This window comes from Desulfotalea psychrophila LSv54 (assembly GCF_000025945.1).
In the GTDB taxonomy this organism is placed as follows: Bacteria; Desulfobacterota; Desulfobulbia; order Desulfobulbales; family Desulfocapsaceae; genus Desulfotalea; species Desulfotalea psychrophila.
This window is the reverse complement of record NC_006138.1, coordinates 1-22,159: the sequence shown is the minus strand read 5'-3', so window position 1 is coordinate 22,159 and position 22,159 is coordinate 1. Positions and strand designations below refer to the sequence as shown.

Below are 22,159 nucleotides of genomic sequence, written 5' to 3'. Positions count from 1 at the left end.
TATTTAAAAAGCGAAAACGCTAACCACTGCAGTCAAAGACATAGAGAGAAGAGAGAGCTATAGCATTGGAGCATCGTGGACGGGCGACGGGCGGAGAAAAAAATTAAAGATCAAAGGGCGATCTTTTGGGAGTTACTAATCTCTCTCATGGTTTTGTTCTTAAGCAGTTTACCTAAGATGTCCTCTCTGTGTCCTCCTCGTCCTCTGTGGTTAAATTTGTTATTATTAAAATATATGAGGAATTATGAGAGTAAAAAAGGCTATTTTTCCCGTAGCAGGTTTAGGAACGCGTTTTCTCCCTGCCACCAAGGCGATGCCTAAGGAGATGCTTCCCGTGGTGGACAAGCCGCTTATCCAGTATGCGGTGGAGGAGGCCCTGGCCTCTGGTATAGAGCAACTGATCTTTGTCACGGGCAGTGGTAAGTCGGCCCTGGAAAATCATTTTGACAGTAGTTATCAGCTGGAGGATACCCTGCGTAAACGTGGTAAGGATGAGCTGCTGCGTACGGTGGAGTCTCTGGTCCCCGCCTCCGGGTCTATTATTTACACTCGCCAGAGTCAGCCATTAGGGCTTGGTCATGCCATCTGGTGTGCCCGTGATGTGGTGGGGGATGAACCCTTTGCCGTCCTTTTGGCCGATGATCTTATTAAGAGTGAAAAGCCTGTCTTGCAGCAGATGATCCACCAGTTTGATCGTTTGCGGGCCTCCATGGTGGCTACCATTGAGGTTCCACGGGAGGAGACCAATCGTTACGGTATTCTGGAGGGTGAGACGGTCTATGATGGTATCCTGCAAATCTCCTCCATGGTGGAGAAGCCAAAGCCGGAAGATGCTCCTTCTAACCTTGCCGCCATTGGCCGCTATATCTTTACCCCCCGTATCTTTGACTTCCTTGGCAAACAGCAGACCGGTGCCGGTGGGGAGATTCAGGTCACAGATGCCATGGTGGCCCTGCTTGCCGAGCAGCCTATTTTCGGGGTCGGTTTTGAAGGGACCCGTTTTGATTGTGGCGATAAGGTGGGCTTCCAGAAGGCCAATATTGCCTTTGCCCTGGAGCATCCTGAGATTGGCGGCCCTTTGCGGGAGTATTTGCAGGGGCTGGAGCTGTAGAAAGACAGCTGTAAGTTTAGAGTTGTCAGCTGTTAGAAAGGGCAGAAACGACAGATACGAGATATTAGCAGTGAAGCGCTAGCGCAATGGCGGATATTAGAAAAAGCTGAAAATACAGTTGAGATTAGCGCTTGACACGATAGTTGCTTATGGCACAATCTCGTATCTCGTATCTCGTATCTCGTATCTCGTATCTCGTATCTCGTATCTCGTATCTCGTATCTCGTATCTCGTATCTCGTATCTCGTATCTCGTATCTCGTATCTCGTATCTCGTATCTCGTATCTCGTATCTCGTATCTCGTATCTCGTATCTCGTATCTCGTATCTCGTATCTCGTATCTCGTATCTCGTATCTCGTATCTCGTATCTCGTATCTCGTATCTCGTATCTCGTATCTCGTATCTCGTATCTCGTATCTCGTATCTCGTATCTCGTATCTCGCATCTTGCATCTGTTTTTAATGAGAATTTATGTTGACTGAAAAAAAAATGAATTATCTGGAGTGGGCTGGAGTGACTTTTATCGCTTTGGCCTGTTTTTGTTCTGTTATAACGACTACGGGAAAGACGATTACCACTATTCTCTTTATCTTGTCTTGGCTGTTGGCACGGGGCTATAAAGAGTTTGTCCCGACCTTGCGCAGGTACCCAATGGCTCTCTCTGCCTTTGCCCTCTTTATCCTCTACTGTGTTGGCATATCCTATTCGGTGGGGCCGATGGATGAGGTGCTTGATCGGGTTAAGGGCATGCGCGGCCTGCTTTTTCCGGCAATGGTAATATTTTTCTGCAGACGACAGCGAAAGGGGGTGGATTGGGTCGTTAACGCCTTTTTGGCCGCCTTTGTTGTTCTACTGATAGAGACATTTTTCGTCTATTTTGGCCAGATTTCGAGAAGCTATGGCTGGGCTGGTGCGTATAATTCACCCATCCACCCGAGTTTTAGTAGTGGTATGATGGCCCTGCTCTTTTATGTCTCCTGCCATAGATTAAAGGATTCTTCCATCTTGCACCGATTGTTTTGGGGTGGAGTTGCCCTGCTGAGCTTTGCCGATATTTTTTATCTGCAGCGTAGTTTGACAGGGATGGTGGTTTTCTTTGCCCTTGCCCTCTTGCTGCTGGTGCAAACACTCTCATGGAAGAAAATGTTTGTTGGTGGACTAATGCTTGCTCTCTCTCTTGTTGTACTGGTTCAGACCTCCCCTAAGTTTATGAATCAGGGGCGAGAACTCTATAATACCGTAACAAATTACCAAGAAGAGATTTCTCATGGGAAGTTTAACAATGTTTCCCTACGCATAGCGTGGCAGATCAATTCTTTAAAGCTCATCGCCGAGGCACCTTTTCTCGGTACTGGTCCTGCCTCTTTTCCTGTGGTTCACGGTGAGTTGATTAGGGGGACTCGGGTTCCTCCTATGAAGGGGCCCCATAATGCATTTCTGCTTGTTGGAGTAGAGGCGGGGCTTGCAGGGATGGCCCTCTTTATTGCTGCTCTGCTCTTTGCGGCTCGGGCCTCTTTTACACTGGAGAGCAGGTATCGCCTGTTGTTGCAGGGGGTCTTGCTTACCTTTGTTGTTGGTTCTCTCTGTGATAGCTGGTTAGGTGGTAGCTCTACTGGATATCTTTTTACTATTCTGGTGCCCGCCTTGCTCTCTTCTAAGAAGTGGCAGGGAGAAGAACTTGCCGAGGATAATGTATAATCGTTTATCTGCAGAAACAGCTTATCATTATTCTCGTAGAAATTGGAATAACATTGCGTTGAGTCTGTTTTTCCATCGTGGCATGAAAGTTTTCCCGTGAGGGTATTATGGGGTGTGATGCCAAAACCTTAAAGAGATGGTAGCGTATGCTTTTTTTAAGTTATTTTAGCAGGGTTAAGAGTGAGGGGTCAGATAATATTGTTTCTATTCCTGGTAGAGGTAAGGTACGGAAAATATCAATCAAGGGAGATGGCAATAGTATTACCTCAAAATCAATACTGGATAGTATGCGGATTTCGATCATAGGTGACAGGAATCGCGTATATATAGCAGAGAACACATCTCTTATGAATGATACTATTCATATAGGGACGGATGATTGTCCTGTATGTGAGTGTTCTTTGATAATAGGGCAAGATAGTAAAAGCAATGGCTCAACAATAATGATGCTTGAAGATAAGAGTGTCATTGAAATTGGCAGGGATTGCTCTTTTGCGGCGGGAGCACAAATTTGGTGTACAGATAGCCATAGCATGCTTGATACGAATAACTGTGTTACCAATAGAGGAAGATATATTAAAATAGGTGATCATGTTTGGTGCGGGCTTGATGTGAAAATCGGTAAGAACGTGATTATTGCCGATAATTGTATGGTTGGGTGGGGCAGTATAGTAACGAAAAGTTTTGAGGAAAATAATGTACTTATTGCTGGTAATCCTGCAAAAATTGTTAAGACCAATATATGTTGGGATCTGGCACGTCCTAATGTTCTGCTTAAAAAAGCAGAACATTGATGACTTATGGTTTTTTTGCTCTAGCCGGTTGCTCATAAAGAGTGACGGCTCTCTTCTTTGTTGTTTCTCCTGGTTAATTTCTGCTGATAATACATCTATCTGATCTGCTCTTTTAGGCAGGTCTTTAATTTTTACCTTCTGTAAGGCATGAGAAAAATACTTATAAATTATGCGGATGATGCATTTAAAAAAGCACAGAAAAAAAACAGTGAATCAGGTATAGCTATCGGTGGATTTGATCAATGTATTTCCTATGGCCCCAAGGACATAGGTAGTGACTTTGCCAAGAAAAATAAAAAGATACTATCCCAAAAACGAGGGGCGGGATATTGGCTTTGGAAGCCGTATATTATACAAAAAACACTAGAGCTGTTGGCGTATGGTGATTTTTTGTTCTACTGTGATTCGGGCTCCCATTTTATAGGGAGCATTGATCCTCTGATAGATATAAGTACGCAAAGGTCACAGGATGTTATTGTTTTTGATCTTGAGCACATAGAAAAGAGATGGACTAAGAGAGATGCCTTTGTTTTGCTGGGTTGTGATGAAGAAAAATATAAAGAAACAATGCAGAGAATAGGCGGTTTTGTTTTGATAAAAAAGACAGATCGATCTCTCTCTTTTTTTGATGAATATTTGCGCTATGCCCAGGATGAGAGAATTTTAACCGATCAGGTAAATAGTTGCGGAGAAAATTATCCGGGATTTGTTGAGCATCGACATGACCAGTCTATTTTGAGTCTTCTCAGTAAAAAACATGGATTGGAGTCGTATCGGGATCCCTCACAATGGGGGAATAAGATGATGCCAGAATACGAGAATTCAAGCTATGGTCAGTTAGTTGAGCTTACCAGAAAAACTGCAAGATCTGATCGATTCCGTAAGATGATTAAGGGCTGGATCGGCATGGTCTGATGTGGTTCTGTATTGTGGAACCTCGTTGTTAAAAAATTGCAGGGTGTTTAAGGATATTTACCCCCTAATGTATGCATAAAATTGGTAATATGTAGGGGAATTGTTTAGGTGGAATACGGAAGAGATTGAAATGATGTCAATAGTTTACCTTGTTAAATTTGCATATTTTGTCAGGTCCTCTGATAAAGTCTCATTAAGTGTTGCCTTATGTTAGGAGAAAGGGTTTTGGGAGAAAGTATTAAAGGTCGGCGGAGTGCAAATGGATTTAGGCCAGATATAAATGGGCTACGTGCCTGTGCTGTTTTGTTTGTCGTTTTTTATCATTTTGGTTTTTTGCATCTTAAGGGCGGCTTTATCGGTGTAGATGTCTTTTTTGTCATCTCTGGCTTTTTGATGACAAAAATTATTGTGACAGGGATAAAAAATGAAACCTTTTCTTTGAGATATTTCTACCTGTCTCGTGCGAGAAGAATTGTTCCGGCCCTTTTGGTTCTTGTGGCCCTGCTTTTGTTTTTTGGCTACTTCTTTTTACCACAGGGGAACTATAAAGAGCTTAGTTCTGAAGCAACAAATGCCCTGTTGTTCTTCTCAAATGTTTATTATTGGGGAAAAAATGGTTACTTTGACACGGATTCTCAGGAGAAGTGGTTGCTACATACCTGGTCACTTTCCGTGGAGTGGCAGTTTTATCTTTTGTTTCCTGTAGTTTTAGTACTGTTGTACCGATTTTGGCGGAAGGGGATATCAGCTTTTGGCTACAAATTTGATTCTGGTCTTGTTGTCATTATCCTGCTCTTTGTTTGCTCTTTTTTTTCTTGCGTAATATTGAGCAGAAGTGCTCCTGTGGCGAGCTTTTATCTCTTGCCTACCCGGGTGTGGGAGATGCTTGCCGGTGGGATTGTTTTTTATCTTGATGATCGCTTTTGCTGTGCAGGAAGGTATTCACGCTTTGTATCTTTTCTTGGTTGGGGCTCTTTGGCTACCTGTGCCTTTCTTTTCCGAGAAAATTTTCTCTGGCCCGGGTATTTGGCCGCTCTTCCTGTTGTTGCGACCATGCTTATTATATACGCTCGTCATGACGCTTGTTTCATCAGCAATAGAGTTGTGCAGTGGATTGGCGCGCGATCTTACTCTGTGTATCTTTATCATTGGCCTCTGGTTGTCGTCGCGTACTTTTTGGGAGTTGATGGCCATGTGCTTTGGACAATGTTTTTTGTTGTTCTGAGCTTTGTTCTTGCAAGCATCTCCTACTCTTTTGTTGAGAATCCCTGTCGCCTGTATTTGGCAAGGGGAGGCATTTTTCGAGAACGATATACTCTTGTGCCTGGTGTATGCATGGTGATCTTATTCAGTGTTATTATCCATGCTAAGGTTTCGGTATTGCCGCAGAATCGTTTACTCTCTTTTGTACGGGAAAGCGCGGCCGCTCTTGGCGAGATTGATAACCGCGATCCACGGCGTGAAGAGTGCTTTGAAGCTGCAACGGGAGCAGGTTCACCGGGATGTGTTTACGGAGGTGAGAGTGTTGGGGCTATTTTAATGGGGGATAGTCATGCGGGTGCTGTTGCTCGTTCTTTTGGTGGAGCGGCGAAGGCACATGGTAAGGGCGTACTGTTTTGGGGAATGTCTGGTTGCCCAACAATTAAGGGATTTAAGCGAAATGGAGTTTCCCAATGTTTGGATTTTAATAATTGGGCGTTTGCTAATATAGATAAAATATCCAGAGATATACCTCTTGTTATTGTCAATAGATCATCTCTGTACCTCTTGGGAGAAGTCGGGAGCAGTGGTGTGGCTCAGCCATTGGGCTTTATATCTCGTTCTCCGCAATCTGCTGATGAAAAATGGTTTCAACAAGAGTATCAAACTAAAATTGTTGAGACGGCCTGTATGTTGGCAAAAACAAGGGAAGTGTATCTTGTCAGGCCAGTTCCTGCCATGGGCGTTCATGTCCCTAAAACCTTGGCTCAACAAATATTACGGGGAGAGGAGCTGCGGGTTGTTCTCCCCCTGGAGAAGTATTATTCACGTAATAGCTTGGTTCTAGAGGCCCAGGATCGAGCTGTGCAAGAGTGTGGGGTTCATATTTTAAATCCATTGCCCGCTTTTTGTGATGCTGAAAACTGCTATGGTAGCAAAGATGGTCGATCTTTATATTCGGATGCAGATCACCTGAGTGAGTATGGAAGTCAGTTTTTGCAGCCGATGTTTGAGCAGATTTTCCAAAATGAGAGTGAGGGGACATGTTCGCTGCAAGAGGACATAGTTCCTATGTAGAGCGTTCGGTCAGACGGTTTGTGAGTTTGCGGTCGTTATGTGGTGTGTGATTGCCGTTCTTCCTGTAAGAGTTCTTGGTATTGGCAAAGTGCACTTGCTCTTTGTGGGGTTATAATGAAAAAAATTTGGTCAATTTGGAAGAAGTGGGAAAAACGTATTGGCGGAGGATTATCCCTTCTGCTGTCGGTAGCAGGGGATTTTCTGGGGAGAAAGGGGGCTGATAGTTCGGTACGAATTGCAGTTTTTGGCAATCATTTTAAGGAAAAAGATGCTCCCTCCCGCAGTTGGTTTTTTCGTTTTTGCCAAGAAAGTATCGGGGAAAAAATTGTCGTATCGTGGTATAGGCCTCAGCTGTTGCTCGTCTCTCTCTTTACCGACTTTGCTTTAACTCGACTTCTGCTCAGGGTGTGTACTGTACCCTCGCTCTTTTTTTCAGGAGAGAATCTACATCTGCCCTATCATCGCCAATATAAGGATTATCTTCAAGGTCTCCCCACCCTTGCCATGGGGTTTGATTATGATGAACGGCCGGGATATCGTCGTTTTCCTCTGTGGTTAACCTATATTTTCAGCCCAGAATTTGCAGTGAACGCCTCCCTGGAAGATATCAGGCAGCGTTTGGCTGAAATTGAGGCGCAGAGCCATGGGAAAAAAAATAAGTTTGCTGCCTTAGTTGCTCGCCACGATGGTTTTTCTTTACGCAGGTCAGATGTGGTGGCAGCCATTTCGACTATTGCGCCCGTTGCCTGTGCTGGAGATTTATGTCATAATGATGAATCGTTGCGGGTGGCCTTTGCTGATAATAAGAAAGGAGTATTTACAGCAATTTTTGTTTAATATCTGTCCTGAGAACTCACCGGCTAAGGGCTATGTCACAGAAAAGATATTTGAGGCAATTGAGGCTGGAGCAATTCCTGTTTATTGGGGGGGGGCTGAACCTGAACCGGGGGTGTTGAATCCTCGGCGAATTATCTTTTGGCAGTTAGACTCGGATAATCGAGAGTCGTTAGCCCTTATCGAGAAAATATATAGGGAGGAGACGGTTCGGGAAAAGTTTTTAAAGGAGCCTGTCTTTACAGAAAATGCTGCTTGTGAAATATACGCGTACTTTCAGGTGTTGAAGGGTGATATTGCTGGGATGTTGGGAAGAAAACAGTAAGAAAGGCTAGCTGTCAGTTAAAGGTAGCTGGTAGCTGGTAGCTGATAGCTGATAGCTGACAGCTTCAAGCTTTCTGCCCTTTGCTCTCGACCTTTATCTAAAAAAACTCTGTGTTCTCATAAGCAGTGGTTAACTGTTCTTTCTCGTATCTCGTATCTCGTATCTTTTATCATTTTTTGTGAGGCTTTTATGAAGGTAACGGTTTTTGGAGTAGGTTATGTGGGCTTGGTGCAGGCGGTGGCTTTGGCAGACTGTGGTCATGATGTCTGTTGTGTCGACGTTGATGCTGCGAAAATTGCTGGTCTCCAGCAGGGGATTATCCCTATCTTCGAACCTGGACTTCAGGAACTGGTACTTAAAAATTGCGAGGTCGCTCGTCTCCGCTTTAGTACCGATGCGGCCCTTGGGGTCGATCATGCCACCATCCAGTTTATAGCCGTGGGTACACCTCCGGGTGAGGATGGCAGTGCGGATCTGCAGTATGTGCTTGGGGTTGCTGGTACCATTGCTTCCCTGATGTCCGATGAAAAGATCATTGTCAATAAATCAACTGTCCCCGTTGGTACAGCCGATAAGGTGCGTGCCCATGTGCAGGATCTGCTTACCAGACGTGGGCAGGAACTACCATTTCAGGTATTGTCCAATCCGGAATTTTTAAAAGAGGGTTCTGCCCTTGAAGATTGCATGCGGCCTGAACGTATCATCATTGGTACCGAGAGCCCCCAGGCAGAGACCCTTATGCGTGAACTCTACGAGCCATTCAACCGTAATCGTGACAAGATAATGGTTATGGATGTGCGCAGTGCTGAGTTCACCAAATATGCGGCCAATTGTCTCCTTGCCACCAAGATATCTTTTATGAATGAGATGTCTCATCTGGCCGAAAGGATGGAGGTGGATATCGAGGAGGTACGCCGGGGCATTGGTTCGGACTCTCGTATTGGCTATCAGTTTATCTATCCGGGCTGTGGTTATGGTGGATCCTGTTTTCCTAAAGATGTGCGTGCCCTGGAGAGGTCTGGGCGAGAGGTTGGCTATCATGCCCAGATTCTTCAGGCCGTTGAACAGGTTAATTTCCAGCAGAAACAAAAGCTCTATCAGCATATTACCTGCCACTATGGTGATGACATTGCCGGCAAGACCTTTGCTCTTTGGGGCCTCTCCTTTAAACCCAATACCGATGATATGCGTGAGGCGTCGAGTCGGGTCCTGATGGAACGACTTTGGCAGGCGGGAGCACGTGTTCGGGCCTATGATCCAGAGGCGATGGACGAGGCCCTTCGTCTTTACGGGATGCGTGCTGATCTGGAGATTGTTGCCAGTAAGGATGAGGCTGTAGTAGGTGCCGATGCCCTGGTCATTGTCACCGAATGGAAAGACTTCCGGGTTCCAGACTTTTCTATGCTTCAGGAAAAGCTGAGGGATAGGGTGATTTTTGACGGACGTAATCTCTATGAACCTTCCCGGGTGGAGGATGCTGGCCTTGCCTATTATGGAATTGGTCGGGGTAGGAGTTGCAGGAAAAAGCTTTAAGATTGGAGTTGTCAGCTGTCAGTAGCAGCGAAGTGGCGAAAAGTAAAAAGTAAAAAAAGTTAACCACAGAGGACACAGAGATTTTTTGGTAAACTGCAGCAGCGAAGCAGAGCGGAGTGGCGACTGCCTAAAAGCGAAAAAGTTGACCACAGAGGTCGCAGAGGACACAGAGGGAATGAATTAAAGAGCAAAGAGCTAGTTTTTTGGTAAAAAGCTGAGCAGTGGAGCGTGGCGGAAAAACGATTAACCACGGCAGCCAAGGACACAAAGAGAGAAAAGAAGCTGTAAGCTGTAAGCTATTAGCTGTCGGCTCGCCATTCTGCGGTGCTCCACTGCTATAGCTCCTCCTTGATCTTAGTGAGCCCTGTTAATTTCGTTTAAGGTATCTGTTGAACTGGATCATTTTGTATCGTGCGTAGAGGTAGTCCTTTATTCCGAGGGATGCCTTGGCTTGCAGGGGGTAAAGCCTGTTTCTTTTGAGTTGAGCAAGTTTTTCTTTAAACAGTTTCGGTTTGTTGTGTGCTATGCACAGATCTAGAACGTTTATGGCTAATCTGTTTGTTTTGCGGGAGAAGTATGACTGCCAAATGTCTCTTGAGTCGCTATGAGCCTTGGAAAATTCTGCCAGTGAATGACAAATTTCATACTTTGAATTTATGTCGATGAGAGGGTTCCATGGACTACTTGTTATGGATGCCTCTCTCTTCAGATAGCAGTATATTGCCCTGTTGAAGTGAATTATTTTTTTTGCAAAGAAGAGGGCCTTGGGGGTAAATTCTTCATCCTCATGCATTATTCCTTCCGGAAAAGAGAGCCTGTTCTCTGTGAGCATGGTTCGTCTGTAGATATATAGCCAGACCATTGGCGGGAACGATTTGAATTTTTTTAAGAATTGATGATTGGTGTAGGGCTGTGCTGTGCCATTACGTTCTCCTGTGCCTTTTTCGTCCCTCTTGTTTTCATATACTTTTTTATAGCCTATATAAAGTATGTCAGGTGAGGGCATTGTTAAAATATCCAGGAGTTCTTGTAAGGAGTTATCGATGATGTAGTCATCAGAGTCTATGAACCAGACATACTCACCCGTCGCAACACGAAGTCCTCTGTTACGTGTGACGCTCGGCCCACTGTTCTCTTGGTCTATGATCTTGATGTTTGAGAATTTTTCTTGCATTTCCGAGACTATTTTGCGGCTATCATCCTTTGTCCCATCGTTAACGACAATTATTTCATAGTCTTGAATGGGGACGTTCTGCTGTAATATACTTAATAGACACTTTTCAATGAACTTTTCTGCATTGTACAGGGGGATGATGAATGAGAGCTTTGGCATGAGCGTATTGTCTTTTGAAGTGGTGCTGTTAATTTATTGTGGTTTGTTAGCTTGTAATTTTAAATAACATTATCTCAGGGTTCTGTCTGCAACTTTTCCTCTCGATTTAAATCTGTTAGGCAGTCGCCACTCCGCTATGCTTCACTGCCGCCGCTTCGCTGCTACTCCACTGCTACAGCTCTTCCTCTTGGTAAGGGGAAGTTGGATGGGGTTTGTGCATTAACAAGTAAAATCAATTTACTAAAACAGCCTTGCCTAGAAAATCATGCCAAAAAACACTCTTTTAAAGGCATAAAAAAGCCATTTGCCACATCTCGTAAAAGAGTGTTATGCTAAAAAGAAAATGACAACAAGCAAAAGAGCCTTCACACTCAAAAAGCATAAAACCCTCCGACAAAAGCTTCGCAACAATCTCACGCCATCGGAAAGAGGGCTCTGGCTTTACCTCAGGCGAAAAGGTTGCGGTTGCAAGTTTCGTCGCCAACATAGCATCGGCAGATACGTAGTCGACTTCTACTGTCATGAACTCAAACTTGTCATTGAGGTAGATGGCGATAGTCATTTCCAATCAGGTGCCGTTGAACATGATCAACAGCGCGAAGATTTTCTCAAATCACTTGGCCTCACCATTCTCCACTACACAAACGTCGATGTCCTCAACAACGGTCTTGCAGTTGCAGAAAATATTGCTACTAAAGTCGAATTACTACAACAAAAATAGGATTCTTTGCTTTGCAATCAGCGAGTTTAGTCTATGAAAATTTTTTGTTCATGCTAGTTCCGTACTTGCGGGAAAAGCGACAAACCCCACCCCCGCCTCCCCTTACCAAGAGGAGGAGCGACTCTTGCCATGTTTTTTAAGCATTATTAAATAATTAACAGGCATTTCTTCTGAGGAAATATTTTCTAACTATATCTCATCCTACCTGCTACGCTCTACTGCTATCTTTCCGTCCTTTATCTAAAAAGTTTTCCTCCGTGTTCTCCCACCCTCTGTGGTTAACCGCCCTTGCCGTTGCATTTTCTGATAGCTCAAGTCTTGCCATTCCGCTAACGCTTCACTGCTACAGCTTTTTGTTTTTTGCCGCTTTATTCTCCCTCTATGTGTTGTCGGAAGAGCTGGATCATTTCGTTGCGGATTTTGCCGTGATCAAGGTGAAATATTTTCCTGGGAAAGAGAAGCTCGGCTACTCCGGAGTCAAAAAATCTTTTGACCTCATACTCGTCGTGGGCCACATCCTTTTGGTACATATAGTTAAGCCAGGATTTGTTGGTATGGATGATAAACTCTACCCGCATGCCACCAAGACGAGCAAAAAATTTCATCATAGGGGTCTTGTTGCTCGAGCCAATTGCATGCGATCTGTAGAGAGAATTTTCGCTGAGTGAGTCAGAAATGTTTTCCAGTGCCAGGAAGGAATTGGCCTCTGCTGCACTTTGGGTCAGATGGTTTTGGAAGGTCTTGATATCTGCCATGGAATCCAGCACTGCCATAAGCCCGAGCTCATCATCTACGGCAACAGCAGGGTTTTTTTGGTTCTTTCTGAGCAGTTTGAGTACCTTGGCCTCAGGTGGTTTTTTGCGTACAGATACATGGATAGGAATATCTTTGTCCCGTACGGTAAATCTTCTCCTCTTGAGCAGGGTCTGCTTGATGCCCTTGCCAGTGGAATAGTTCTTCAGTTCCTTGGGGGAAATCACCTTGACGCTGCTACAGCTAAAATTGTCTTCCCTGTGGATGGAGTGAAGGAAGGCAATGTCGTGCTCACCTATTTTTTGTTTTTTGCTCCAGACATAACAGTTGAGAAAATTCAGAAATTTTGAAAATTTATCTTCAATTTTTGTTTCACGCTCCCGTTGGTCGATGCTTCCGGCAAGACTCATCAGTACCAGTTTGCGTCGGGCCTCAAATCGAGCCTTGCGGTGATAGCGATCGTTAAACATGATCAGAATCAGTTCGATGGGATTGTTAACCACCGCTATTTCATTGGTGGTGGCAATATAAGCGGTATAGGGGGCGAGGATTTTTTCTTTCAGGGAGTTGACCACCGCATCGGCTGTTCTGGCATATTCATTGACCCGGGCCTCTATTTCCCGATTGGAACCCTGCATGTCAAACATATTGGCCAGTAATGAGTAGGCCCGTTGGCTTTTTTCCTGTTGGCATTGGGGGGTCTTGATCAGGGCCTCTATCTCTTTGAAGTGGCTGATGTTGAGCAGGGCAAATATTTGGCTTCTGAGGGCGCGATATTTTGTGATATGGGTGCTACTGGTACAGATATTTTTCACCCACAGCCGTGATTCAGGGCTGAATGTTTTATCTATGACAACAGATTTTGGTACTGCCAGAGGGCCCTCTTGTTTGAGGGAGGTGAATACGCTATCTTCGCTAATTGCTGACATGGATTGTCCTTTTAGGGGGGAGTTATTCTGATGGGGGCAGTTTAGCATGGACCATCAGGAAAGACTAGCAGTTAGAGGGTAGCTCTAACCACAGGATCACAGAGTACACAGAGGGAATTAATTAAAAAGCTAAAAAGCAGTTAACCACTGGCTGAAGAGCACAGAGACAGAAAAAAGATGCTAGATATGAGCAGTGGAGCACCGCGGAGTGGCGGATGCTAGAAAAAGCGAAAAAAATAGCAGAGAAACCAGCTATAAGCACTAAACGCAGGATCACAGAGTACACAGAGGGAATTAATTAAAAAGCTAAAAAGCTAAAAAGCAGTTAACCACTGGAGCCGAGATCACAGAGACAGAAAAAAGATGCTAGATATGAGCAGTGGAGCACCGCGGAGCGGCGGATGCTAGAAACACCGAAAAAAATATCAGAGAACCCAGCTATAAGCACTAAACGCAGGATCGCAGAGTACACAGAGGGAATTAATTAAGAAGCTAAAGAGCTAAAAAGCTAAAAAGCAGTTAACCACTGGAGCCGAGATCACAGAGACAGAAAAAAGATGCTAGATATGAGCAGTGGAGCACCGCGGAGTGGCGGATGCTAGAAAAAGCGAAAAAATAGCAGAGAAACCAGCTATAAGCACTAAACGCAGGATCACAGAGTACACAGAGGGAATTAATTAAAAAGCTAAAAAGCAGTTAACCACTGGAACCGAGATCACAGAGATTTTTTGTAAACTGTTACTGCCACATAGGGGTGGGGGTGTTTTTGTGGCTGTTCTTTTTTGCATTTGTTTTTCACCTAAAAAGTCCTCTTTGTGTTCACAAAGCAGTTTACTTAGAGCTGTTTTTCTCTGTGTACTCTCCTTCCTCTGTGGTTAACTGTTCTTTTCTTTGCCTTCCTTCTCTTTTCATTTGGAGAAAAAATGGCGGACGGGCGCATCTTTGCGGAGTAAAAAAGCAAAAATATATTTCTTTTTTTATAGCGCAGAAAGGAATTGCGGTGTATTCTATGCGGTTCATTATAAGGTAAAAGCGGTGGTTTTATGTTAATATTGCCACTATAAGTGAGCTTCTAGCGTTGTGCTGGAAGGGGTGATGAGAACTACAAATCAGTGGTATCTCATTTTTTATTTTCTCAAAGCCTAGAGAAGAGCCGGCCGGGCCGGTTGCTAGAGGACAGCAAGCCATGAGTAAAGATTTATCAAAAGTTCGTAATATTGGTATCAGTGCCCATATTGACTCTGGGAAGACGACTCTGACTGAGCGTATTCTTTTTTATACAGACCGAATTCATGCAATCCACGAAGTACGTGGTAAGGATGGAGTTGGTGCCAAGATGGATTCCATGGAGCTTGAAAAAGAGCGCGGAATTACCATTCAGTCTGCCGCAACTTTCTGTAACTGGAAGGGTACTGATATTAATATTATCGATACTCCTGGCCATGTTGACTTTACCGTAGAGGTAGAGCGTGCACTTCGTGTACTTGATGGCGCGGTACTGGTACTTTGCTCCGTTGGTGGAGTTCAGTCTCAGTCTATTACCGTTAACCGTCAGATGACTCGTTACAATGTTCCACGTATTGCTTTTATCAATAAGTGTGATCGTACCGGCGCCAATCCAGCCAAGGTAACCGGACAGCTTCAGGAAAAATTGCAACTGAATGCACATATGATGCAGATGCCAATTGGTCTTGAAGGTGATCTTGTTGGTATGGTTGATCTTGTGACCATGAAAGCCGTTTATTATGAAGGCGAGAATGGCGATGAGATTCGTATCACAGATATTCCTGCTGAGATGCTCGATGAGGCAACAGAGAAGCGTGAAACTCTTCTTGAAGAGATCTCCATGTTCTCAGAAGAGCTGATGGAAGCACTTCTTGAGGATAGCGAGAATGTTGATATCGATCTTATCTATAAGGCTGTTCGTCAGGGAACTATCGCTCTTGAATTCACCCCTGTATTCATGGGCTCTGCCTATAAGAATAAGGGCGTTCAGGCGCTTCTTGATGCCGTTGAGACCTATCTCCCATGTCCTACCGATGTTGAGAATATTGGTCTTGACCTTGATAACGAGGAAACTGAGTTTGCGGTAACCAACAATGATGAAGATCCTCTTATCATGCTTGCCTTCAAACTTGAAGATGGTCGTTATGGTCAGTTGACCTATGTACGTACCTATCAGGGGCAGTTGACCAAGGGCGATACCGTATACAATCGTCGTACCGGTCGTAAGGTGAAAATCGGTCGTCTCTGTCGTATGCACTCCGATGAGATGGAAGAGATTGATGGCGTGGGCTCTGGCGATATCGTTGCCCTCTTCGGTGTTGACTGTGCTTCCGGTGATACCTTCACCAATGATGCAGTAAACTGTTCCATGACCTCTATGCATGTGCCTGAGCCTGTAATTTCCCTTTCTATTAAGCCCATAGATAACAAAGCTCAAATTAACATGTCCAAGGCTCTCAACCGTTTCACCAAGGAAGATCCTACCTTTCGTACCTTCGTTGACCACGAGACCAATGAGACCATCATCAGCGGTATGGGTGAGCTTCACTTGGAAGTATACGTTGAGCGTATGAAGCGTGAGTATGCTGCTGAAGTTGAAGTAGGTAAGCCTCAGGTTTCTTATCGTGAGACCATTACTCAGCGTGCTGAGTTCAACTACACCCACAAGAAGCAGACTGGTGGTACTGGTCAGTTCGGTCGTGTTGCAGGTTATATGGAGCCTCTCGATGAGGGCGATTACGAATTTGTTGATAAGATTGTTGGTGGAGCAATTCCTCGTGAATTTATCAGCTCCTGTGACAAAGGTTTCCAAAAGTCTCTGGTGAAAGGTCATCTCTGTGGTGCAGGAATTACCGGCGTTCGTTGTGTTATCAATGACGGTTCTTTTCATGCAGTTGATTCCTCCGATGTTGCCTTCCAAATTGCATCTGTTGGTGCGTTTAAAGATGGTTACATGAAGGCTAAGCCTGTTATCATGGAACCAATCATGAAGGTAAGCGTTGAAGGTCCTTCTGAATTCCAAGGTGCTGTTATGGGATCCATCAACCAGCGTCGTGGTATGATCATTGGTTCTAACGAAGAAGGTACATATTCTGTGATTGAAGCAGAGGTGCCTCTTTCTGAAATGTTCGGTTATTCTACCACTCTTCGTTCCCTTACTCAGGGTAAAGCAGAGTTCACCATGGAGTTCGCAAACTTCAAGCCTGTTCCAAAGACCGTTGGTGATAATTTGATCAAAGCCCACGAGGAAGAGCGTAAGAACGGTTGATAAAATTGCAGTAACCGGCTACTCTGAAGTTATCCTATCATGGTTTTTTTGTTAGACCTGATAGGATAACTGCCTGCATTGTATGTTGTTAAAGACAAACAGAAAAGAGGGGGCTGCCATGGAAAGTTCAGAAGAGAATGTAATAAACCCACTTAGGGTAATCGGTTTGGACAGCAAGAAGGGTGATGGCTTTCAGTCTATGGGTTTGGTTATGTCCCGGGCTGGGATTGGTAAAACCGCAGTTCTTGTCCAGTTTGCACTTGATTTTATGATGAACGGCAATAATGTTCTTCATGTTTCGATCGGTACAGGTCTTGAAAAGACGAGGGCCTGGTATAATGACATTGTTACACTCCTCAAGTTAGATGCGCAGAATGTCAGGAATTTAATGGCAAGGCGTATGATCATGACCTTCCAGGAAGGTGAATTCTCCCAGGCCGTTCTGGCCAAACGTATCGACGATTTACGACAGCAGGGTAAGTTCCAAGCGGATTGTCTGGTGATTGATGGCTTTGATTTTATTGAATCCGACCGTGCGCTATTAGAGTCCCTACGTGCCTTTGCTGAAGAGACAGGTATTAAGATGATGTGGTTTAGCGCCCTCTGTCATCGAGATGATGAACGTTTAAGTGCCCAAGGTATTCCTGCCCCATGTCATGAAGTTGAAGACCTCTTTGAAACAGTGTTCCTTATTGATCCAGAAGAAAAAGAAATTAAGTTGAAGGTTCTTAAATGTGGACCATGTGCCGTCCAGCCTGGTGCTGTTCTGACCGTTAATCCTGCCACTATGCTTCTGCAGCAGGGATAAGAATTGAGCTGTCAGCTTTAAGATAACTACAGCTGTCAGCTGTTAGTTAAAAACGAAAAAAGTTAACCACAGAGACCACAGAGTACACAGAGCAAATTAATTAAAAAGTAGTAAAGCATAAATCTGAAATGGCTAGCGCTTTACAGCTAAAGGTTCGCCATTCCGCTATGCTTGACCGCTAGGCGGTGAGTGTGGAGATGGGTTGTTTTTTTGCGTTATGATGCGGGACGGGACCTGATGGGTTCTGTCCCTTTTTTGTGTCGCGACAAAAAACTGTAAAAAAAAGTTAACCACAGAGATCATAGAGAGCACAGAGGTTTTTTGGTAAAAAGCCACTGCCACTGCTTTATCTTTTTGGTTCTATCCTTTCTGACAGCTTCAGGTTTTTTGCTCTTTATCTAAAATGTTCTTCTCTGTGTTCTCTCCTTCTCTGTGGTTAACTGCTTTCTTGTCCTTGCCCTTCGTATCTGTCTTTTTTCTTGTTACTATGGGACGGATCTTGTATCTTACGCAATTTATTAAATGTTAATTTATCTGTTGATCAAAGAGGATCTTTTTTGTGAAATTTCGACCATGCATAGACCTACATAATGGTCAAGTGAAACAGATTGTTGGCTCGACCCTATCCGATGTAGAACCGTCCCAACTTCAAACAAATTATACGGCAGATAAGCCTGCCAGCTGGTTTGCCAACCTCTATCGGCAGGATGATTTGAGGGGTGGTCATATTATCAAGCTAGGTCCGGGCAATGATGACGCCGCAAAATCTGCCCTTGCCGCCTGGCCCGGAGGTATGCAAATTGGCGGAGGCATTAACTATGATAATGCCTGTGATTGGCTCGATCTGGGCGCATCGCATGTGATTGTTACCTCCTGGGTATTTTCTAATGGTCAGATAGATGAAGGACGCTTGGCGGATCTTGTCCGTCGAGTGGGTAAGAAACGTCTGGTGCTTGATCTGAGTTGTCGGCGGCGAGGTGATGACTATTTTATTGTCACCGATAGATGGCAGAAGTTTACCGAGGTGCAGGTTGTACCAGAGGTGCTGGAACGACTTGCCTCTTGTTGTGATGAATTTCTTCTGCATGCGGCCGATGTGGAGGGTAAGTGTGAAGGAATTGAGCGTGATTTGGTCCTGAAGTTAGCAGATTGGAGCCCCATTGCCACAACCTATGCTGGTGGTATCCGTGGCGTGGAGGATTTGCAGGCCATTGCCGAGCTTGGCAGGGGCCGAATTGATGCCACTATTGGTAGCGCTCTTGATATATTTGGCGGGAGCCTGATCTCCTATGCCGAGGCAGTGGAGTTCCATAAGAGAAACGATCTTTAATTGGCTAAGGCCTTAGCTCGAATAAGCGCATCTCTGATGTGCTACTACACTTGAATACGGTTTTATAGAGATGGAAAAAAGCAAACAACAGTTGAAAATCACGAAATTTATTGACCATATGCCTTCTATGTCGACAACGGTTGGTAAGGTACTTCAGGTCTGTAGCAAGACGAATGCCTCCCCCAATGAGCTTTGTAAGGTTATTTCTCTTGACCCTGTTCTCACCGGTCAGGTCTTGAAGTTGATTAATTCTGCCTATTACTCTCTGGTAAACCAGGTGACCTCTCTGCCCCGGGCGATTACCATGTTGGGGATGAATACTGTCAAGAATATGGCCCTGAGTACTGCTGCCATTGCCCTTGTTGGTCATGCGCGAAAAAAAAGTGCCCTTTCCATGGAGCAATTTTGGGTTCATAGTCTGGGCGTTGCCGTTGCCGCCAAGATGTTTGGTGGTTTGCAAGACCTTGATCTTATGCAGAGAGAGGAACTCTTTTTCGCAGGTTTGCTTCATGATTTGGGCAAAATCCCCTTCGCCGATGATTATTTGCAGGTGCTGGAACTTATTGAGGAGAAGCAGATTCCACTGATCGAGGTGGAACAGGAGGTTTTTGGTATAACTCATCAATATGTTGGAGAGATGATTGCTCAGAAATGGAAATTTAACTCCTTTTTAACGGACTGTATTTCGCACCATCATGATTTCGATCATCGGGGTTGTGATGAGCGGATAGCTCTGGTAAGTCTTGCCGATCTGTATATCAACTGTATGGGATATGGCTCCGCCGGTAATGCCTATCCCGATCTTCAGAGGCGAGATGAACTTCTGGTTCGGCTTGGTTTTGATTGGGATCAGTTGGTCCAGATGGGAGAGAATGTCTTGGTTGAAATAGAGCGGGCCAAGATCTTTTTACAGGTATAGCCTCTTGCTTGGGATTGGCTTATTGGGGACTTGGTGAGGGATGGCGGAAACATTTACAGTAAAGTTATGGGGAGTGCGTGGCTCGATTCCCTGTCCGGGTAGGACCACCCAGAAATATGGTGGTAATGGTGCCTGTATAGAGTTGCGCGTTGGTCTGGAAAACAGGTTGGTGGTGATAGATGCAGGTTCCGGGATTCGGGCCCTGGGCAACGCCTTGATGAATGCGGATGTACCCCGGGGTAGTCTCTCTCTAGACCTCTTTCTTTCCCATACCCATTGGGATCATATAATGGGCTTTCCTTTCTTTGCCCCCATATATTTGCCAACAACAAGAATGAATGTCTATGGCCCCGTATCCTATGAGGAAAACTCCCTGGAAGATGTGGTGGGGGGGCAGATGAAGTATCGTTATTTTCCCGTAAATGTGGGGGAGCTCTCTTCCCATATTAATTATCGCTCCCTGCAAGAGATCTCTCGGCTTGATATGGGGCGTGGACTTCAACTTACCACTAAATACCTTAATCATCCTGTCAGTACCCTCGGCTATCGTTTTGAGTATGGCGGTAAGGTCTTTTGTACCTGTTATGATACAGAACCATTTCGTAATCTCTTTGTTACAGATCGCGATGATCCTGAATATGACGAAATGCTTGCCTACGAGGGAGAGCTTGTTGCCGCAGAGCAGAACAGGGCCATAGAATCTTTTTTTGCCGGGGCAGATGTGCTCATTCATGATGCTCAGTATACCCAGCAGGAGTATGAGACCATGCGTCGGGACTGGGGACATAGTCCGATAGAGCATGTGATACAGGCCGCTGAACGTGCCGGGGTGAAGAGGTTGGTCTTGTTTCATCATGATCCGGATCGAACAGATGCGCAACTGGATCTTTTTAGTGAGAAATATTGCCAGAGTCTCTCCATGCAGGTAGAATTTGCTCGGGAGGGGATGCAGTTAGATCTTTGATTTGGACTACTGCCCGCCGCCTAATCGTCTGATGCAATCCCGGTCCGCCTGAAATGGTAGGACAGGTAGTTTGGGGCTAGGTAGGCTCATCTCAGCGGCAAAGGGGGTTGCCAGTAGCTTGCGGTTATAGGCCTCCACCATAAGTCGTTCAAGGTTGACGCTGTCCTCAATATTGTAGGCGACCAGAGTTTGCAGGGCAGCCTGATCTCCTTGTAGCTGGTATGCTCGCCAGAGAGTGATGGCAAAGCAGCCATTAATGCCATCGAGGTCGCCGCGGTCAATGCCGATCTGCTTTTCGCATCCCTTCAGACCGCCTCTGATACCAAGACTTGCCAGGACGTAGCGCAGGTCGATATGGGCATGGTCGAGTTTGATTTTAAAGTATCTTTCGATAACGGGTAGGTCAAATCCGGTACCGCTGTAGCTGATCAGTACCTTATATCTCCGTATATCCCGGACGAAGTCGTCAAGGTTGTGTCCCTGGATATAGTGCATGATCTTCTTGCCATCATAGACGGCGATGGTGGTGATCTCTGCATCATCACTGAGGCCCGTGGTCTCGATATCAATATAGGCCGACTGATCTCTGAACTGGTTGAATATTCGCCAACTTTCCGTGCTGGCCAGCTTTTTTGTAAAATATTTTGGATTGTTCTCTAGTGCCGTAAGCGATTCTTCCAAGGTTTGGGCGAGATCAGCTCTGCTGGTTGGCGAAAGTCTTACAGCGGTGGAACAGGAGATTTGCCCCCAGTTGTGGATGCCAGCTTCCCAGAGTTTTTTTTCGGTTTTTGCGCCAAGACCTGATATATGGCAGAAGGTATGTTGTAACATAGATTCATTGACCCTTGTTTTTAGTGAGGTTTTTTATGCAAGACCATGATATGTGCCCTCTCTGTAAAGAATGCGCAAGCCATTTTTACCATCGTGACCGGCGCAGGACGTATCTGCACTGTCCGGTCTGCGATCTTGTCTTTGTCCCAGACTCCTTTCATCTCTCGCAGCAGGAGAGTAAGAGGGAGTATGACCTCCACCAAAACAGTCCAGACGATGCCGGTTACAGAAAGTTTTTATCCCGTCTCTTGCAACCTGTGCTTGCGCGCATAGCTGCTGGTGCCTGTGGTCTTGACTTTGGTTGCGGGCCGGGGCCGACTCTCTCCATACTCTTTGAGGAGAGGGGGCATGTAATGGCCATTTATGATCCTATTTACGCCCCTGATCAAAGGGTCTTTGCCGAGCAGTATGATTTTATCACCAGTTCAGAGGTCTTTGAACATCTACAGGATCCTTGGATGGAGATAGAGCGGTTATGGGCCTGTTTAAAGCCTGAGGGTGTGCTGGCTGTGATGACTAAGCGGGTGCTTACAAAGGAGCTCTTTGCCAATTGGCACTATAAGAATGACCCCACCCATATTTGCTTCTTTTCGGAGTCTACTGTTCAGTGGCTTGGTAAAAAATTGCAGGCGTCGGTTCAGCTTGTGGGAGGGGATGTCTTTTTGCTGATTAAGGGAAGCGAAAAGCTAAAAAAAGTTAACCACAGAGGAAAATGAGAACACAGAGAAAGATCTTTTAGGTAAAGGACTCAAAAACAGATGCGAGAATGAGGCTATACTGAAATTAAAAACACAGACCAAGGTAGAGAC

At 45.1% G+C, this 22,159-nt stretch carries 18 protein-coding genes; 15 read left to right on the top strand and 3 right to left on the bottom strand.

Annotated features, from left to right (window positions below):
* Nucleotides 1–244: 244 nt before the first annotated feature.
* From galU to DP_RS00055, 8 genes are all read left to right on the top strand, one after another.
* On the top strand, nucleotides 245–1,111 hold the full coding sequence (gene galU / locus DP_RS00090; RefSeq protein ID WP_011187267.1) for a UTP--glucose-1-phosphate uridylyltransferase GalU: 867 nt from the start codon (nucleotides 245–247) through the stop codon (nucleotides 1,109–1,111).
* A gap of 472 nt (nucleotides 1,112–1,583) precedes the next feature.
* Nucleotides 1,584–2,810: an O-antigen ligase family protein gene (locus tag DP_RS00085; RefSeq protein ID WP_011187265.1), complete on the top strand. Its 1,227-nt coding sequence runs from the start codon at nucleotides 1,584–1,586 to the stop codon at nucleotides 2,808–2,810.
* A 146-nt stretch (nucleotides 2,811–2,956) separates the two neighbouring features.
* Nucleotides 2,957–3,604: an acyltransferase gene (locus DP_RS16400; protein WP_011187264.1), complete on the top strand. Its 648-nt coding sequence runs from the start codon at nucleotides 2,957–2,959 to the stop codon at nucleotides 3,602–3,604.
* A gap of 147 nt (nucleotides 3,605–3,751) precedes the next feature.
* Nucleotides 3,752–4,519, top strand: a complete 768-nt coding sequence (locus DP_RS00075; RefSeq protein WP_011187263.1) for a hypothetical protein — start codon at nucleotides 3,752–3,754, stop codon at nucleotides 4,517–4,519.
* Nucleotides 4,520–4,744: 225 nt separating this feature from the next.
* Complete coding sequence (locus DP_RS00070) at nucleotides 4,745–6,796, top strand: acyltransferase family protein (RefSeq protein ID WP_049784966.1); 2,052 nt, start codon at nucleotides 4,745–4,747, stop codon at nucleotides 6,794–6,796.
* A gap of 114 nt (nucleotides 6,797–6,910) precedes the next feature.
* Nucleotides 6,911–7,633 (top strand): hypothetical protein, encoded by a 723-nt coding sequence (locus tag DP_RS18165; RefSeq protein ID WP_041277413.1) that lies wholly within the window; start codon nucleotides 6,911–6,913, stop codon nucleotides 7,631–7,633.
* Nucleotides 7,626–7,955: a glycosyltransferase family 10 domain-containing protein gene (locus DP_RS00060; protein WP_011187260.1), complete on the top strand. Its 330-nt coding sequence runs from the start codon at nucleotides 7,626–7,628 to the stop codon at nucleotides 7,953–7,955. The genes DP_RS18165 and DP_RS00060 overlap by 8 nt, the downstream gene beginning before the upstream one ends.
* Before the next feature lie 189 nt (nucleotides 7,956–8,144).
* A complete protein-coding gene (locus DP_RS00055) occupies nucleotides 8,145–9,488 on the top strand; it encodes a UDP-glucose dehydrogenase family protein (protein ID WP_011187259.1) in 1,344 nt (447 codons plus the stop codon).
* A 367-nt stretch (nucleotides 9,489–9,855) separates the two neighbouring features.
* Here DP_RS00055 and DP_RS16395 read toward each other — a convergent pair whose 3' ends face one another.
* Nucleotides 9,856–10,821 (bottom strand): glycosyltransferase, encoded by a 966-nt coding sequence (locus DP_RS16395; protein WP_011187258.1) that lies wholly within the window; start codon nucleotides 10,819–10,821, stop codon nucleotides 9,856–9,858.
* Between the two features lie 343 nt (nucleotides 10,822–11,164).
* Between DP_RS16395 and DP_RS00045 the strand changes: the two genes are divergently transcribed.
* Nucleotides 11,165–11,542: an endonuclease domain-containing protein gene (locus tag DP_RS00045; RefSeq protein ID WP_011187257.1), complete on the top strand. Its 378-nt coding sequence runs from the start codon at nucleotides 11,165–11,167 to the stop codon at nucleotides 11,540–11,542.
* 368 nt (nucleotides 11,543–11,910) lie between these two features.
* Here the strand turns inward: DP_RS00045 and DP_RS00040 are convergent, their stop codons facing one another.
* Nucleotides 11,911–13,224, bottom strand: a complete 1,314-nt coding sequence (locus DP_RS00040) for a hypothetical protein (protein ID WP_041277411.1) — start codon at nucleotides 13,222–13,224, stop codon at nucleotides 11,911–11,913.
* A 1,186-nt stretch (nucleotides 13,225–14,410) separates the two neighbouring features.
* Between DP_RS00040 and fusA the strand changes: the two genes are divergently transcribed.
* From fusA to DP_RS00015, 5 genes are all read left to right on the top strand, one after another.
* Nucleotides 14,411–16,498 (top strand): elongation factor G, encoded by a 2,088-nt coding sequence (fusA, locus tag DP_RS00035; protein WP_011187252.1) that lies wholly within the window; start codon nucleotides 14,411–14,413, stop codon nucleotides 16,496–16,498.
* A gap of 118 nt (nucleotides 16,499–16,616) precedes the next feature.
* On the top strand, nucleotides 16,617–17,306 hold the full coding sequence (locus tag DP_RS00030; protein WP_041277410.1) for a hypothetical protein: 690 nt from the start codon (nucleotides 16,617–16,619) through the stop codon (nucleotides 17,304–17,306).
* A gap of 559 nt (nucleotides 17,307–17,865) precedes the next feature.
* Nucleotides 17,866–18,636 (top strand): phosphoribosylformimino-5-aminoimidazole carboxamide ribotide isomerase, encoded by a 771-nt coding sequence (gene hisA, locus DP_RS00025; RefSeq protein ID WP_011187250.1) that lies wholly within the window; start codon nucleotides 17,866–17,868, stop codon nucleotides 18,634–18,636.
* A gap of 70 nt (nucleotides 18,637–18,706) precedes the next feature.
* The gene (locus tag DP_RS00020; protein WP_011187249.1) at nucleotides 18,707–19,555 is read left to right on the top strand and encodes an HDOD domain-containing protein; all 849 of its coding nucleotides are present in this window, start codon (nucleotides 18,707–18,709) and stop codon (nucleotides 19,553–19,555) included.
* Between the two features lie 40 nt (nucleotides 19,556–19,595).
* Nucleotides 19,596–20,519, top strand: coding sequence for an MBL fold metallo-hydrolase (locus DP_RS00015; protein ID WP_011187248.1), 924 nt, complete (start codon nucleotides 19,596–19,598; stop codon nucleotides 20,517–20,519).
* A gap of 6 nt (nucleotides 20,520–20,525) precedes the next feature.
* On the opposite strand, the gene DP_RS00010 is transcribed toward DP_RS00015, so the two are convergent.
* Entirely contained in the window at nucleotides 20,526–21,350 is an 825-nt protein-coding gene (locus tag DP_RS00010; RefSeq protein WP_011187247.1) for a ribonuclease H-like domain-containing protein, read from the bottom strand.
* Nucleotides 21,351–21,385: 35 nt separating this feature from the next.
* Here DP_RS00010 and DP_RS00005 point away from each other — a divergent pair, with 35 nt between their 5' ends.
* Nucleotides 21,386–22,066: a class I SAM-dependent methyltransferase gene (locus tag DP_RS00005; protein ID WP_011187246.1), complete on the top strand. Its 681-nt coding sequence runs from the start codon at nucleotides 21,386–21,388 to the stop codon at nucleotides 22,064–22,066.
* Nucleotides 22,067–22,159 lie beyond the last annotated feature (93 nt).